Annotated in this window: 13 protein-coding genes; 1 reads left to right on the forward strand and 12 read right to left on the reverse strand. The window is 63.5% G+C overall.

Features of this window, described 5'->3' with window-relative positions; genetic code table 11:
* Nucleotides 1-2: 2 nt before the first annotated feature.
* The 9 genes from HLG82_RS07475 to HLG82_RS07515 form a co-directional block, all read right to left on the reverse strand.
* Nucleotides 3-2,576, reverse strand: a complete 2,574-nt coding sequence (locus HLG82_RS07475) for an NADH-quinone oxidoreductase subunit G (RefSeq protein ID WP_193326231.1) — start codon at nucleotides 2,574-2,576, stop codon at nucleotides 3-5.
* Complete coding sequence (gene nuoF / locus HLG82_RS07480; protein WP_193327771.1) at nucleotides 2,573-3,865, reverse strand: NADH-quinone oxidoreductase subunit NuoF; 1,293 nt, start codon at nucleotides 3,863-3,865, stop codon at nucleotides 2,573-2,575. The genes HLG82_RS07475 and nuoF overlap by 4 nt, the downstream gene beginning before the upstream one ends.
* 44 nt (nucleotides 3,866-3,909) lie before the next feature.
* Nucleotides 3,910-4,590, reverse strand: a complete 681-nt coding sequence (nuoE, locus tag HLG82_RS07485; protein WP_193326232.1) for an NADH-quinone oxidoreductase subunit NuoE — start codon at nucleotides 4,588-4,590, stop codon at nucleotides 3,910-3,912.
* On the reverse strand, nucleotides 4,590-5,939 hold the full coding sequence (locus HLG82_RS07490; protein WP_193326233.1) for an NADH-quinone oxidoreductase subunit D: 1,350 nt from the start codon (nucleotides 5,937-5,939) through the stop codon (nucleotides 4,590-4,592). Before HLG82_RS07490 ends, nuoE begins: the two co-directional genes overlap by 1 nt.
* A complete protein-coding gene (locus tag HLG82_RS07495) occupies nucleotides 5,939-6,646 on the reverse strand; it encodes an NADH-quinone oxidoreductase subunit C (RefSeq protein WP_193326234.1) in 708 nt (235 codons plus the stop codon). The genes HLG82_RS07490 and HLG82_RS07495 overlap by 1 nt, the downstream gene beginning before the upstream one ends.
* Complete coding sequence (locus tag HLG82_RS07500; RefSeq protein WP_193326235.1) at nucleotides 6,643-7,197, reverse strand: NADH-quinone oxidoreductase subunit B; 555 nt, start codon at nucleotides 7,195-7,197, stop codon at nucleotides 6,643-6,645. The genes HLG82_RS07495 and HLG82_RS07500 overlap by 4 nt, the downstream gene beginning before the upstream one ends.
* A 5-nt stretch (nucleotides 7,198-7,202) precedes the next feature.
* Entirely contained in the window at nucleotides 7,203-7,562 is a 360-nt protein-coding gene (locus HLG82_RS07505; protein ID WP_193326236.1) for an NADH-quinone oxidoreductase subunit A, read from the reverse strand.
* Between the two features lie 91 nt (nucleotides 7,563-7,653).
* A complete protein-coding gene (locus HLG82_RS07510; protein WP_193326237.1) occupies nucleotides 7,654-8,922 on the reverse strand; it encodes an NAD(P)/FAD-dependent oxidoreductase in 1,269 nt (422 codons plus the stop codon).
* 135 nt (nucleotides 8,923-9,057) lie between these two features.
* Nucleotides 9,058-9,756, reverse strand: coding sequence for a demethylmenaquinone methyltransferase (locus HLG82_RS07515; protein WP_193326238.1), 699 nt, complete (start codon nucleotides 9,754-9,756; stop codon nucleotides 9,058-9,060).
* A gap of 39 nt (nucleotides 9,757-9,795) precedes the next feature.
* On the opposite strand from HLG82_RS07515, the gene HLG82_RS07520 reads away from it, so the two are divergent.
* A complete protein-coding gene (locus tag HLG82_RS07520; protein ID WP_193326239.1) occupies nucleotides 9,796-11,070 on the forward strand; it encodes an isochorismate synthase in 1,275 nt (424 codons plus the stop codon).
* Here HLG82_RS07520 and HLG82_RS07525 read toward each other — a convergent pair.
* From HLG82_RS07525 to HLG82_RS07535, 3 genes are all read right to left on the reverse strand, one after another.
* Nucleotides 11,054-12,121: a S1C family serine protease gene (locus HLG82_RS07525; RefSeq protein ID WP_193326240.1), complete on the reverse strand. Its 1,068-nt coding sequence runs from the start codon at nucleotides 12,119-12,121 to the stop codon at nucleotides 11,054-11,056. The two genes, HLG82_RS07520 and HLG82_RS07525, sit on opposite strands and share 17 nt — an antisense overlap.
* 525 nt (nucleotides 12,122-12,646) lie before the next feature.
* Complete coding sequence (locus tag HLG82_RS07530; RefSeq protein WP_193326241.1) at nucleotides 12,647-14,257, reverse strand: thiamine pyrophosphate-binding protein; 1,611 nt, start codon at nucleotides 14,255-14,257, stop codon at nucleotides 12,647-12,649.
* On the reverse strand, nucleotides 14,254-15,228 hold the full coding sequence (locus tag HLG82_RS07535) for an o-succinylbenzoate synthase (RefSeq protein WP_193326242.1): 975 nt from the start codon (nucleotides 15,226-15,228) through the stop codon (nucleotides 14,254-14,256). Before HLG82_RS07535 ends, HLG82_RS07530 begins: the two co-directional genes overlap by 4 nt.

Below are 15,228 nucleotides of genomic sequence, written 5' to 3' on the forward strand. Positions count from 1 at the left end.
TGTTACCTCCTGATGCCGACGACGTCGCCTGGGCGGCAACCAATCGAAGCGATCTGGCTACCGAGGGAATTCTGCGGAACCCACACGACGGCGTCGGGCATCGCCACGATCGCGACGTCGTAGGTCAGTGAGCCGTCCGGTCCGCTCAGCGTCACGGTGTCCGTGATGCCGGCGCTGGCGGCTGTGTTGGCGCTCATGACGGCGACGGGCTTGCGTGCCGTCTTGGCCAGATAGGGCTCTCCAGACAGGAGCGCGCCGGCGTCGATCATCTGCTTCCACGAAGCGAGGACGACCTGTCCGGCGCCCACGGTCGGAGCCGGGGCCGGGGCAAGGTTGGGCAGCTCGGCGCGCGCGCCGTCCCACCGGCGAAGCTCGGCCATTTCCTCGACGGCGTCCTTGAGCGTGTCGAGCCCAAGCTCAACGCCCATCTCGGCGGCGAGCTCGCTGAGGACGCGGCGGTCGGAGAGGTTCTTGGAGACGATCGTCTGCCCGAAGGGGCGCAGGCGGCCCTCCCAGTTGACGAACGTGCCGCCCTTTTCGGCAGGAGGAGCGACAGGGAGGACGACGTCGGCGAGTTCGGTCGCCGACGTCTCACGCACCTCGAGCTGAACCACGAAGACGTTGCGAAGGGCCTCGGCCGCACCCGCGGGAAGGTCCGACAGCTCGACGCCGCCAAGTAGCACCGCTCCGATTTCCCCGGCAGCCGCGGCTGCGAGGATCTCGTCCGTGCGCCGGCCGATGGTCTCCGGCAACGAGGGCACGCCCCAAACGGCGGCCACATCGATGCGCGCACCGGCATCGGCCACCTGGCGTCCGCCGGGAAGCAGGTTTGGCATGACGCCGGCGTCGACGGCGCCGCGGTCGCCCGCACGGCGAGGAACCCACGCGAGGCGGGCGCCCGTGCGCTGGGCGAGGCGAACGGCCGCCGAGAGCGCGCCAGGCGTATCGGCCGTACGCTCGCCGACGAGAATGACGGAGCCGTCCTTGCTCAGGTCGTCGAAGACGTCGCCGAAGCCGTTGGCGTTGCCCGCGTAGACGGCGTCGAGAACCTCAGCCTCAGTACCGGGAACAGCCGGCAAGAAGCGAGCCTTCATCTTCGAGGTACCCAGCGTCTTGTAGGCGGAAATGACGGTGACGGAGGTGGACTTGGCGAGGGCTCCCTTGCGCAGGCGAAGGAAGACCGAACCGATCTCGTCCTCGGCCTCAAGCCCGACCGTCAACACGTGGCCCGCGTGCTCGATATCGGCATAGGTGACGCCAAGCTCCGAGCCAGCCACGTGGGCCGCGAGGAACTGATCCTCCTCCGCGCTACCCGGGCGGGTGCGGAAATCGATGTCGTTTGTGCCGAGCACCACGCGGGCGAACTTCGTATACGCGTAGGCATCCTCAAGGGTGAGGCGGCCACCGGTGATCACGCCGATGCCCTTGCCCTTTGCTGCGGCCAGCCCCTCAGCTGCGGCCTCGAGGGCCTCGAACCAGGAGGTCGGCCCCTGAGGCTGGGCGGCGATACGCGGATAGGTCAAGCGATCCGGGCCGGTCTGCCAACGGAATGCGAAACGATCCTTATCGGTGATCCACGATTCGTTGACGTCCATGTCCTCCTGAGCCAAGCGGCGAACCACGGTGCCGCGGCGGTAGTCGACGCGGATGGCCGAACCGGAGGCGTCGTGCTCGGTGATCGAGGGAACGGAGACAAGATCGAAGGGACGTGCGCGGAAGCGGTAGGAGGTCGAGGTCAACGCGCCCACCGGGCAGATCTGAATCACGTTGCCGGAGAAGTAGGAAGAGAACGGCTTGCCCGTCACGTCCATCTCCGACGCCTCGACCGGGCCCGCGGAGAAGCCGAGCTCGCGTCCGACGGCACCATCCGGGCCGGCGTAGGAATTCTCGACGACCGGAGCGTGCGAACCGTCGGCGTCGGAGAAGTCCAGCACCGAGGCGTCAAAGTTTCCGATCTGGGAACCGTGCAGACCATGTACCTCGCGCCCCGCCGAGCCGCCGCCGCGCCCCTGGAGCTGGATGAAGGCGTCGCCGGCGATCTGGGTGGAGAAGCGCGTGCAACGCTGGCACAGGATGCAGCGGTCGCGATCGAGGAGGATCTGTGGGGAAACCGAGATCGGCTTCGGGTAGGTGCGCTTGATGTCGACGAAACGGGACTGCACTCGGCCATCCGACATGGCCTGGTTCTGCAACGGGCACTCACCGCCCTTGTCGCAGACCGGGCAGTCCATCGGGTGGTTGATCAGCAGAAATTCCATCACGCCGTGCTGAGCCTTCTGGGCCACCTGCGACGTGGCGGCCGTGTAGACCTCCATGTTCGGGGAGACCGTCACGGCGCAGGCCGGCTGAGGCTTAGGCATCTTGGACACGACGCCGTCTCGGTTCGGCGAGGCGACCTCGACCAGGCACTGGCGGCACGCAGCGGCCGGCGCCAGGAGCGGGTGATCGCAGAAGCGCGGAATGTGGACACCAATCTTCTCGGCGGCGCGAATGATCAGCGTGCCCTTGGGGACGGAGACCTCCTTACCGTCCACCTTGATGGTGATGAGATCGGCGGGTGCGTTCTTGGTTGTCATTGAACACCTACTTCGCGAAACAGTACGGATTTCTCCGCCGGGAAGAGCTCGGCTGCCGGCGTCGTGTAGCCAGCCTCGAACTCGGAACGGAACAGATCGATCGCGGAACGAATGGGGGTGGCAGCGGCGTCGCCGAGTGCGCAGAACGAGCGGCCGAAAATGTTGTCGGCAATTTCGTAAAGCAGGTCGATATCGCCGTCGCGGGCGCGGCCTTCCTCGAAACGGTGCATGAGCTGGCGCATCCAGTAGGTGCCCTCGCGGCACGGGGTGCACTTGCCACAGGACTCGTGCTGGTAGAAGTCCGTCCAACGGGAGACGACGCGCACCACAGAGACCGTCTCATCAAAGACCTGGATCGCACGGGTGGCGAGCATGGAGCCGGAGGCCGCGACCTCGTCGTAGCCGAGCGGCACGTCAAGCTGCTCGGGCGTACACAGCGGCGCGGACGAACCGCCCACCGCGTAGAACTTCAGCTCGTGGCCCTCGCGAATGCCGCCGGCCATCTCGAGCAGCTCGCGCATCGTAATGCCGAAGGGAGCCTCGAACTGGCCCGGATTCTTCACGTGCCCGGAAACGGAGAAAATGCCATGGCCGCGCGAGTTCTTCGTCTGCGCTCCCATGGCCTGGAACCATTCGGCTCCGTTGTTGATGATCCCGGGAACCGAAGCGATGGACTCGACGTTGTTGACCACCGTCGGACGGGCATAGAGGCCCTCGACAGCGGGGAACGGGGGCTTGAGGCGCGGCTGGCCGCGGAAACCCTCGAGCGAATCGAGAAGCGCGGTCTCTTCGCCACAAATGTAGGCTCCGGCGCCGGCGTGAACCGTGATGTCAAGATCGTAATCGCCGTTGGGGCCGAGGCCCTTGCCGAGCAGGCCCGCCTCGCGAGCCTCGCGAACAGCCGCCAGCAGGCGCCGGTAGACGTGAACAACCTCGCCGCGCAGGTAAATGAATCCGTGGTGGCCGCCGATGGCGAGCATGCAGATCATCATGCCCTCGACGAGCAGGTGCGGATTGGCCATGAGGAACGGAATGTCCTTGCAGGTGCCGGGCTCGGATTCGTCGGCGTTGACCACGAGGTAGCGTGGACCGCCGTCCGGAGCGGGCAGGAAGGACCACTTCAGTCCGGTCGGGAAGCCAGCGCCTCCACGCCCGCGAAGGCCCGATTCCTTGATCACGTTCGTGATCGCACCGTCTTCCTTGGCCATCTCCCAGGCCTTCTCAATGGCCTTGTATCCCCCGCCCGCGCGGTAGGCATCGAGCGTCCAAGAACGCTCCTTATCCCACATGTCACTCAGGACGGGCGACAGGATACCGGGTGCAGAAAACTCGGTCACTTCATCTCCTCCCCGGTCGGCGCGGGCGCGCTCCAGCCGTTCTCGCGGGCGATCTTCAGGCCGCGCAGCGAGGCCTCGCCCGCCGATGGCCCCTCGTCGACGTGGCCGTCTTCGAATCCGGCCAGCACGCGCGAGATTTCCTTGAAAGTATGCACCTTCGCCGCGCCGCGGGTCGGGTGGATGTCCTTGCCGGCACGGATGTCGTCAACAATCTGTTTGGCCGACGCCGGGGTCTGGTTGTCAAAGAACTCCCAGTTGACCATAACGACGGGCGCGTAGTCGCAACCCGCGTTGCACTCGAGTTGCTCGAGAGTGATCTTGCCGTCCTCGGTGGTCTGATCGTGGCCGACGCCGACGTAGGCGGACAGCTCCTCCCAGATCGCGTCCCCGCCCATGACGGCGCACAGCGCATTCGTGCACACGCCCACGTTGTATTCGCCATTGGGGTGGCGGCGATACTGCGAGTAGAAGGTCGCCACCGCGGAGACCTGTGCACGCGTCAGGTCGAGGATGTCGGCCACCAGCGTGATGCCACGCGGGGAGCAGAAACCATCCTCGGATTGAATGAGATGCAGCAGCGGCATGATGGCCGATCGCTGCTCGGGGTAGCGTGCGACTACCTCGGCGGCGTCGGCGCGCAGGCGTGCCTCAACTTCTGGCGTGTAGTTCGTTGCCATTAGCGGTCTACTCCTCCCATCACGGGGTCGACTGCGGCCAGCGCGATGATGAGGTCGGCCAGGAGGCCGCCTTCAGCCATCAGCGCGAGCGACTGGAGGTTGTTGAAGCCCGGATCGCGGAAGTGCGCACGGTAGGGGCGCGTGCCGCCGTCGGAAACCAGGTGGACGCCCATGACGCCCTTTGCGTGCTCGACCAGGGAATAGGCCTGTCCGGCCGGGACGCGGAAGCCCTCCGTGACCAGCTTGAAGTGATGGATGAGGGACTCCATCGATTCGGTCATGATGTGACGAACGTGCTCGGGGCTGGTGCCCTGGCCGTCGGATAGAATGGAAAGCTGAGCGGGCCATGCGATCTTCTTGTCGTCGATCATGACGGGTGCGCCGGCGGTCTTCTCCAGCTCGTCAAGCACCTGGTAGATGATGCGAAGCGACTGGTAGCACTCTTCGAACTTGACCTTGATACGGTTGTAGGCGTCGCACTTTTCCGCAACGGGAACGTCGAACTCGTACTTTTCGTATCCACAGTAGGGCTGGGTCTTGCGAAGATCCCACGGCAGTCCGGCGGCGCGAATCGACGGGCCGGTCATCGACAACGCCATGAGAGCCGAGAGCGGAGAGACCGCGACGTCGACGTGGCGCTTAAGGAAGATCGGGTTGTCCATCGTCAGATCCTGCATCTCCGAGATGGTGTTGCGAACACCGGGGAGAAGCTCGCGGATGTAGTCGATGCCGCCCGCTGGTAGGTCCTCGAGGACGCCGCCGGGGCGGATGAACTCGTTGTTCATGCGAAGGCCCGTGATGTCTTCCATGATGCGCAAGAGGTCCTCACGCAGGCGGAAGGTCAGGGTCAGCATCGTGGTGGCACCAAGCTCGTTGCCGCCCGATCCGATGCCCACGATGTGAGAGTTGATGCGGGTGAGCTCCATGAGCAGGACGCGGATGGCCTGGGCACGCTCGGGGATCTGATCCTCGATGCCGAGGAGCTTCTCCACGGCCATGCAGTAGGCCACTTCCTGGAAGATCGGGGCCACGTAATCCATACGAGTGCAGAAGGCAACGCCCTGCGTCCACGTGCGGTATTCCATGTTCTTCTCGATACCGGTGTGGAGGAAGCCGGTCGCCGCACGGACCTCGTTCACGCGTTCGCCGTCCAGTTCGACCTGGACGCGCAACACGCCGTGGGTGGAGGGGTGAACCGGGCCGAGGTTAACAACGATGTGCTCCTCGCCGAGCTCCTCGGCGTCCTTAGCGATGTCGCCCCAGTCGCCTCCAACTGCCTCGTAGATCCGGGCATCTTCCATCGACGCATCGGTCGCAGCGCGCGTGGCGCGTGGCATGGAACTAGTCATTAGTTGTACTCCCTCCGTGTATCCGGTGGCGGAATAACAGCGCCCTTGTACTCGACCGGCACGCCGCCGAGCGGATAATCCTTGCGCTGGGGATGGCCAACCCAATCGTCCGGAAGCGCCGAACGGGTCAGGCCCGGGTGGCCGTCGAAGATGATTCCCATGAGGTCGAAGGCCTCGCGCTCGGGCCAGTCATCCCCCGGGTAGACCGGGCAGAGGGACGGCATGTGTGGGTCGTCTTCGGGGCAGGTCACTTCGAGGGCGATCATGCGGTTGTGCGTGATTGAGAACAACGGGAAGTACGCGTGAAGCTCGCGGTCCACGTCCATCGGGTAGTGAACCGCGCTGACGCCGAGGCACATTTCGAATCGCAGGTCCTGATCGTCGCGCAGGTAGCGGGCGACGTCGAGCAGGCGCTCACGCTTAATAAAGATGACGAGCTGGCCGCGGTCGACCGAGACCTTTTCGATGACCTCGGACTCGGCGTAGCCGTCGGTCTGCGCGAGCTCGATGATGATGTCGACGACCTCGTCGAACCATCCGCCGTAGGGGCGCGGCGAGGCCGGAGCCACGACGGCGGTCTCTTCGTTACCCGTAAAGCCGGTAGTGTCGCCGGTGTCCTTGACGCCCCACATGCCCTTACGCTTGGCGACGACGGAAGCGCCGAACGCTCCCTCGTTCGCCGCGATGGTGCCCTGGTTTTCACTCACGCCAGCAGTCCCTTCTTCTCTTCCACCGGCATCGCGGCGAGTGCGGCCTCCTCGGCCTTGCGCGCGATCTCCTTGCGGTGCTCGCCAAGCGGGCGGCCTTCCATGTGGTTCTTACGCAGCTCAAAAATGGCGTTGATCAGCATTTCGGGGCGGGGTGGGCAACCGGGCAGGTAGATATCGACCGGCACGAGGTGATCGATTCCCTGGAGGATGGCGTAGTTGTTGAACATGCCGCCCGAGGAGGCACACACCCCCATCGAGATGACCCACTTGGGATCCGCCAGCTGATCGTAAATGTTGCGCACGACGGGAGCCATCTTCTGGCTCACGCGGCCCGAGACGATCATGACGTCCGCGTGGCGGGGCGAGGCACGGAAGACCTCCATACCGATACGCGAGGCGTCGAAGCGGGTGGCGCCGAAGGCCATCATCTCAATAGCGCAACAGGCAAGCCCCATGGTGACGGGCCACGGCGAGCGGGCCTGTGCCCAGCCGCCAACAGCCTCGATGCCAGTGAGGAGCTTGCCGGATGCTTTCTCTTCAATTCCCATTTATTTCACTCCCATTCCAATCCGCCACGGCGCCATTCGTAAATGAACGGGACGGTAATAAGGAACACAAAGACCGCGATCGAAACGACGCCCATCAGGCCCAGGCGCCCGGCCGAGACCGCCCACGGGTAGAGGAAGACAACTTCGATATCGAAAATGATGAAGGTCATGGCCGTCAGGAAGTACTTGATTGGGAAGCGACCTTCGTGGCCAGCGCTCGGGGTGGCTTCGAGGCCGCACTCGTAGTTGGCGACCTTGACTCGGTTGTAGCGCTTCGGGCCGATGAGGGCGGAGACCACAAGGCCGGCCACGGCGACGACGCCGCCGGCGATGATCATGACTAGTAGCGGAACATACGAATACATCAGTCCTCCACATGTTCTTTCATCGTTGCCAAGATTGGCCCGCACGCACGCGAGCGGCCATCTTGGCAGATTGGTTCGAAATTATAGATCGTCATGCCTGCGGCACCACCTTGGTCAGTGCCGTGATCAGGCGGTCCATCCAGTCCCCGTCGTGACGGTCGTAGGAGTCCGAAAGCAGCTTCATGACGAGCGTCATGAGCGTGGGCCTCGGCAGTCCGTATTTGACGCACAGGTGCATGATTTCCGGACGCTCGATAAGTGCGGCGAAGATCCGCCCCAGCGTGTAGTAGCCACCGAGCTCCGCCGTGATTTGGCGCGGGTATTCGCGCATGACGCGATCTTGCTGGCCGAGCTTGGCGTGGGCAAGGGCTTGGGCGATGGCGTCCGCAACCAGGCGTCCGGAGACGAGCGCGGGGCCAATACCTTCGCCGTTGAAGGGGGAAACCATTCCGCCGGCGTCGCCGACGAGCGCGAGGCCGGCGGCGTAGTGAGGCTTTCGGTTGAACCCCATGGGGAGGGCAGCACCGCGAATGGGGCCGCGTTGGGTGTCCGGATTCATCTGCCACTCGACCGGGGTGTTGGCCAGCCACTGGGAGAACACCTTGCGGTGGTCGACGCCGGACGGCTTGGCCGTCGAGGACAGGGAGCCGAGGCCGACGTTGATCAGGCCCTCCCCCACGGCGAAGGCCCACGCGTAGCCCGGAAGCTGCTCAGATTGGCCCGGCTTGCCGGCCCACAGCTCAAGCCAGGATTCCATCATGTCGGTGGAGGCCAGTGGCGACTCGAAGTAGGTGCGGTAGGCGACGCCCATCGGGCGCGACATGTTCTTTTCCCGGCCGGCGGCGGTGGCTAGGCGGGCAGCGACCCCACCGGCGTCGACGACGAACCGTGCGGAAAAGGTCATCTCCTGCGAACGGTCCGCGTTGCGCGCCCGAACGCCGACCACCCGGCCGGACTTTTCGTGAACGATCGGACCCGTGACGGTGATGCCCTCGCGAAGGCGGGCCCCGGAAGCGACTGCGCGCTTAATGAGAAGCTCATCAAAGTTGACGCGGCGGTTGGCGCTTCCCCACGAGGGCATGGAGGCCAGCTCAGGCCAAGGAACTTCGATCATGTGGCCGGCGCCGTAGGCACGCACGCCGTAGTTGCGCACCCAGCCTTCCTCTTCGGGCAGGGAGATACCCATGCGGATGAGTTCGCCCACGGCTCGCGGAGTTAGCCCGTCGCCACAAATCTTCTCACGCGGGAAGGTGGATTTCTCCAGTACCAGAACGTCCACACCGTTTTGGGCGAGGTAGTGGGCGGTTGCGGCTCCGCCCGGTCCGGCACCTACGACGATGACGTCCGCATGCCCCGTCATAGATACCGCCTTTCATTGGCGGGGTTAATTACGTCCCGCCATACCGGCCATAAGTCTACGCAACTGCAAAGACGTTGGAAAATTTTAACCTCTGGAATAACGGCACAAATGCGTTGCACAAATGGAGGTGTGTGCTTAGGCGAGCGGCTTCGTCGCCCGGTGAAGCGCCACGATACCGTTGGACAGGTTGCGGTACTCGACTTGGCGCCAGCCGGCCTGCTGAATGCGCGTGGCAAACTCCTCCTGGGCGGGCCAGGACAGGATGGATTCGACGAGGTAGTCATAGGCGACGGCGTCGGAAGACACAAGGAAGGACATCAGCGGCAGCACTTCGCCGAGATAGAAGCGGTACAGGCGGCGGAAGGGCGTGAAGGTGGGCCGGGAAAACTCGGTGACGACGATCTTGCCGCCGGGCTTGGTCACGCGGTACATCTCGCGCAACGCCTTGTCCGGATCCTGTACGTTGCGCAGGCCGTAGGAGATGGTGGTCACGTCGAACGTGTTGTCCTCGAAGGGAAGGTCCATCGCGTCGGCCTGGACGAAGTTGAGGTGCGGTCGGCGCTTGCGCCCGGCCTCCATCATGCCTTCGGAGAAGTCGGAGGCAACGACGTCGGCACCCATCTTCGCGTAGGTGGCCGAGGAGGCGCCAGTTCCTGCCGCAATATCGAGGATCGACATGCCGGGCCGCGGTGCAATGGCCTCCCGGGTGGCAACTCGCCAGACGTCGATCAACCCGAAGGTAAGTACGAAGTTGGTCAGGTCGTACTTGCTTGAGACCTGATCAAACATCGCTGCGACTTCGTCCGGCATTTTCTCCAGAGTGGCTCGTTTCATGTCTGCATTTAATCACTTTGGGTCGTAAAATCGTTACTCGTGTTTACCATTCCACACTTGCGCGCCCAGACCACCAAGCTACCCTCAATGCCTGTTTTGACCGAGCTCCTTCGCACCAGCGAGGGAGCCATGGTGTGGATGCGTGAGGGCAAGGGATTCGTCGCCGCTGGCGTGGCAGCGCGCTACGATCACGGGCCCGACGCTGCCAACACGCGTTTTGCCCTGGCCTCGCAGTGGTGGACGGAGCTACTGAGCACCGCCGAGATTCGTGACGACATTCACGCACCGGGCACCGGCCTGGTCTGCATGGGCTCGTTCGCCTTCGCGTCCGCTTCCGCGGCGGGGTCGGCGCTCATCGTACCCCAGGTGCTTGTCGGAACCGACGGGCAGCGATCGTGGATCACCTTCATCGGCCCGGTCGATCGCGACGTCTTCGACACCCTCGCCCCGGATGCGCGCGAGCTCGTGGACGCGGCGTTGCGCCCGAGCGTCGTCGATTACCCCTCGCACGGCAGCGTTCGCGTTCACGACGCCGATGTGGCCGACTACCGTTCCGGCGTCGCCACCATTCAGCAAAGGATTGCCGCGGGCGATGTGCGCAAGGTGGTTTTTGCGCGCGAGCAACGCCTGCACGCGCAGGAGCCGATCGACGAGCGCTACGTCATTAAGCGCCTCGCGGCGACCTACCCGCAGTGCTGGACGTTCGCCGTTGACGGCCTCGTCGGCGCCACCCCCGAACTCCTCGCCGCCACCAACGGGCGCACCGTCGAGGTAGAAGTACTCGCCGGCACTCTCCCCCGCGACGGCGGCGCGAGCCCCGAAGCGTTGCAGGCCTCAGCGAAGGACAATACCGAGCACGCCCTGGCCGTCGAGTCTGTGGTCAGCGAGCTGAGCAAGATCGCCGACGTCGAGGTGGGCCAGACCTTCGTTCTCGAGCTTCCCAACGTTTTGCATCTGGCAACCGACATTCGTGCCCAGCTCAGCTTTGACGCGACGTCCCTGCAGGTGGCGGGCGCCCTTCACCCTACGGCGGCCCTCGGCGGCACTCCCACGCTTGCTGCGCTGGAGATCATTTCCCAGGTCGAGGGCGACCGCGACCGCTACGGCGCCCCAGTGGGCTGGATGGATGCCCGCGGCGGGCAGTGGTGCGTGGCGTTGCGCTGCGCACGCATCGAGGGCACCGAGGTGAGGGCATGGGCCGGGGGCGGCATCCTGGCCGATTCGCAGCCAGAAACCGAATACGCCGAGACGGAGGCGAAATTCGCCCCCATTCTCGGCGCACTCGATGCGAGCTGGACTAGTCGGGACGCGTAGCGAGGACGACGTCAACGTTAACTAATTTGTTATTGCGAACAACAAGCAGAGTAACGACGTCGCCGCTAGCAAACTGACGCACATAACCGGTCAAGGCAAGCGCAGAAGAGACGTCACGGCCGTTAACTTTCAAGATGACGTCACCCGTTTGAAGGCTGGCTTTATCGGCAGGTGTTCCGGGTTCGACTTTGCCAATTTCTGCGCCCTTCCACGAGGTTCCTTCTGCCTGACCGACTCCGTCGACGATTGAGACTCCCAAGAAGGCATGTTCTGCGACGCCTTTGGTGATAATCTCGTTTGCGATGCGTTGCGCAAGTTGGGCTGGGATAGCAAAGCCAAGGCCGATCGATCCAGCCTTACCAGAGTCATTCTCGCTAAGAGATGCAATCGATGAAGCAACGCCGATGACAGCCCCAGTTTCATCAAAAACAGGTCCGCCGGAATTGCCGGGGTTAACAGCCGCATCAATCTGGATCGCATTAGTAATAACACGCGTGGGTTGAGCGAAGCTCGTTCCCTTTTTTACGGTCTGAACAGGCCGATCCAGAGCAGATATGATGCCGGTGGTCATCGTCGATGACAGCCCTAACGGGTTACCGATGGCAGCCACAGGCTGGCCCACTTTAACCGCTGACGAATCGCCAAAACGAGCTATCGTCAGGCCCTGAGGAGGCGAGACCAGTTTGATAACTGCCAAGTCGGTGGCTTCATCGCTGCCAACGAGTTTAGCTTCGTAAACTCGGCCATCCGAAAGGGTGACGAGAATGTTTTTCGCACCCGAAACCACATGGTCGTTTGTGATGATGCGCCCCTCAGCATCGATGATGAAGCCAGATCCAGACCCCGCCCCGGTTTCAGACTGAACGTCAATAGCGACCACCGCATTGCCTACGGCGCCCGCAACTTTCTGCCAATCTGGTCCGGCCTTTGTCGAAGAGACGGTCTCAGTTATTCCCGTCGTAGTCGAGGTCGGCATGGCAGCCGGGCGACCCTCACCCCAACGGGCACTCATCACACCAACGCCGATCGTGCCACCCAACAAAGATGCCATCAAGCCTACAGAAATCAACGCAATCCAGCCTGGCCCACGGCGACTTTTGTTCTCAGATGCCACCGGCGGCACAGGTGAGGCTGGAGGCATGTCGGAAGCCATGGGAGGGATGGGCGGTGCGCCCGGCGGCGTCGCAAATGACGGCGGCATTCCCTGCGAAATAGTCGAGTCCTGGGCAGGAGGTACATCGTCAGAACGTTGCGCGGCTGGTGAAGTCTGCGCAGTATGCGAGGCGCCGGGAAGAATCTGAGCTCCTCCCCCACGCACGATGGGAGAAACAGCACGTTGCATCACGGATTGCTGACCTCGCGCATCAACACCCTTTGGCTCCGTTTGCGTAGGTGTCAGTGGCTCGGTGGGCGGCACAGCCGCATGTGGTTCAGCATCACGAGGGGCAAATCTTTGTCCATCTTCGTGCTCGTTCATTCGTATTCCTTTCCACTGCCGAGTTCGTTACGACTCAAAGTTTTACAATCTAATCTATTCAAATAGTGGAGAATTGCTGAAGGTTGGCTGAAAGTTCGGCTACATCAGCAGGCGTGCCAAGACCCGATCGGCAAGTCCAGTGCGGTTCGCCCGATCAATTGGTGCTGGTTTGCGCCCCGCTTCCACGTGCACGATCCGAATCTCGAATTCTTCGGCGAGCGCATTTTGGAAATCAGCCGCCCCGTCAACCGCGCGATATTGCGCGCCAACTGCCCGTGCATAGGCTTCAATATCGAAGTGCTTTTCGGTCCGAAACACCCGGTCATAGGTACTTTGTGACCCGGTACCATATTCGAGGGACGAAAACAGCGAGCCGCCGTGGTCATCGATAACGACGACGTCCAAACGCGGCTTGCGTTGAGCAATCGTGGGTACGAGCGCGGTGGCGTCATGGATAAAGGCAAGATCACCGATGACGACACGGGTGGGACGCCCCGTGGCGAGTGCGGAGCCGATGGCGCTTGACATTGTGCCGTCGATGCCTGCTAGGCCGCGGTTAGCATAGAGGGGACCGGCGGGCCGCCCTCCGTACAGGTTGACCTCGCGGATGATGGTCGATGCCGCCAGTTGTGTGGGAACCTCCGATGCTGTGATTGCGCGGCTGATAATCGGGACTGGAACATGTGTGCAGCGGGTGAGGTGCTCAAGTTCGGCTTCGATTGCTTGGTCAGCACGCACCGAAAGCGCTAGCCATTCCTCGAGCCACCGTATCGGGCTGTCGGCAATAAGTGCGGGGACATCGGCTAGCGTGACGACATCGGCAGTACCTGCCGCATCGGTGTATCCGGCGCCCTCATCCACGGCATAGACCGCTATTGTTGGATCACCAAGGAGCGCTGATACTTCGCGTGTGAGGGTGGGGTGGCCGAAAACCACTACCCGCTCAATCTTGGAACGTAAGTCTGTACGCAGAAGAATAGGGTGGGCGGATACGGCGTTGGGGTGGCCTCGCAGTTCGCCGGTAGGTTCTGCGAGGATGGGAACTGTGCTTATGTCAGGCAACGTCTCTTGATACAGCGGGTTGGACCGGATCGAGGGCCCTGAAACGATCACCGTGCGGCTACCGGAGGGACGTTGCCGTTCGGCACAGTCTAAGATCACGTTGCCCCATGGCAATTCCGGCATGAGCGGTTCCCGGAAGGCCACGTTGATGAGAACCGGACCAGGGTGTCCATGTAGGGCGGCCCGCACCGCGCGCACGACCTGCCCGCGCACGGCCGGCGCATCGGCGGGAATCTCCGCCACCGCGCGCACCGAGCCCTCGAGGACGGCCCGGTGGTCGGCGGTCTGCGAGGCGCGCACGCCGCGCCGCTCGTTGGGGCGATCGGCCGAAAGAACGATGAGCGGCACTCCGGCATAATTGGCTTCTTCAACTGCCGGATGCAGATTAGCCACCGCCGAGCCTGACGTCGTGACCACCGCAGCAGGGTTACCCGCCACCGCGCTACCAAGAGCAATAAAACCTGCTACACGTTCATCTGTCTCCACATGCAAGGTCACCACACCTGCTGCTTCGGCATCCGCAAGGGCATACGCCAGTGGTGCCGAGCGCGAGCCTGGGCACAAAATGTAAGTACGTACGCCGAGGCGGACCAATTCAGCCACGACGGCGCGCGCCACTTTGGTCGAGGCCGAGATTGCTTCGCTCACGCAAGTCCTCCCATGAATTTGTACTCTCCGCTGACCTTACCTTGCGCGCTGGCTACCGCCCACATTTGTGCGAGGCGTTCTTCCCAAGCGCGAGAAAGCTTGGCACTGACGGGGAGGCTACGCACGGGGGCAACGTCGCGTATCTCGATCTCGCCGCCCACCGGTGCCAGCGGATGATCCACGATGTCCTGAGTAAAAAGACGGGACGTGGCCAGGCCGCATGCGTAGGGCAGCTCGGGCAGGGCGGCGGCGAAGGCCAAGCCTGCCCGCAGCCCGACCGAGCTCTCGAGGGCCGAGGAGACGACCACCGGCATTTGGAGGCGTTCGGCAAGCTCGAGCGCGGCTCGTACGCCGCCCAGCGGCTGGTTCTTGACGACGGCGAGATCGGCCGCTCCCCGGCGCGCGACCTCCAGGGGGTCGGCCCCGCGCCGAATCGACTCGTCCGCAGCGATGGGCACCTCCACACGACGCCGTACGGCCAGCAGCTCGTCGACGCTGGGGCAGGGCTGTTCCACGTATTCCAAGCCGCCGGCGGCCCGGTCCATCTGGCGGATGTGCGCCACGGCCGTGTCCACGTCCCAGGCTGCGTTGGCGTCGATGCGAATCTTTGCCGCGGGCTGGGCGTCCCGCACCGCCTCGAGTCGGGCCAGATCCTCGCAGAGAGCGCCGGGATGGTCAGCGATCTTCACCTTCAAGGTCGAGCATGTGGACGCAGCCGCGAGCGCATGCGCCACCTCGGCGTCAACAGCAGCAATAGTCTCATTGACCGGAATGGATTCGCGGAGCGCAACCGGATAACCGAGGTTGGCCGCCTCGACACCGGCGGCTAGCCAGCGAGCCGACTCGACGGCGTCGTAATCCCAAAACGGCGAGACCTCACCCCAGCCCTTACCGTGCACGACCAGACCGTCGCGGACGGTAAGTTTGCGAAAGCGATTCTTCAGCGCCAGCCGATAGACGTAAAACTTCAT

Origin of the sequence: Trueperella pecoris, from assembly GCF_014926385.1 — a bacterium.
Taxonomy (GTDB): Bacteria; Actinomycetota; Actinomycetes; order Actinomycetales; family Actinomycetaceae; genus Trueperella; species Trueperella pecoris.

What these genes read in the sequence shown, in the direction of transcription:
- nuoF (WP_193327771.1), bottom strand. Translation starts at nt 3,865, where the DNA reads ATGTGGGATAAGGAGCGTTCTTGGACGCTCGATGCCTACCGCGCGGGC.
- HLG82_RS07490 (WP_193326233.1), bottom strand. Translation starts at nt 5,939, where the DNA reads ATGACTAGTTCCATGCCACGCGCCACGCGCGCTGCGACCGATGCGTCG.
- HLG82_RS07535 (WP_193326242.1), bottom strand. Translation starts at nt 15,228, where the DNA reads ATGAAGTTTTACGTCTATCGGCTGGCGCTGAAGAATCGCTTTCGCAAA.
- HLG82_RS07475 (WP_193326231.1), bottom strand. Translation starts at nt 2,576, where the DNA reads ATGACAACCAAGAACGCACCCGCCGATCTCATCACCATCAAGGTGGAC.
- HLG82_RS07510 (WP_193326237.1), bottom strand. Translation starts at nt 8,922, where the DNA reads ATGACGGGGCATGCGGACGTCATCGTCGTAGGTGCCGGACCGGGCGGA.
- nuoE (WP_193326232.1), bottom strand. Translation starts at nt 4,590, where the DNA reads ATGGCAACGAACTACACGCCAGAAGTTGAGGCACGCCTGCGCGCCGAC.
- HLG82_RS07525 (WP_193326240.1), bottom strand. Translation starts at nt 12,121, where the DNA reads ATGGCATCTTTGTTGGGTGGCACGATCGGCGTTGGTGTGATGAGTGCC.
- HLG82_RS07500 (WP_193326235.1), bottom strand. Translation starts at nt 7,197, where the DNA reads ATGGGAATTGAAGAGAAAGCATCCGGCAAGCTCCTCACTGGCATCGAG.
- HLG82_RS07505 (WP_193326236.1), bottom strand. Translation starts at nt 7,562, where the DNA reads ATGTATTCGTATGTTCCGCTACTAGTCATGATCATCGCCGGCGGCGTC.
- HLG82_RS07515 (WP_193326238.1), bottom strand. Translation starts at nt 9,756, where the DNA reads ATGAAACGAGCCACTCTGGAGAAAATGCCGGACGAAGTCGCAGCGATG.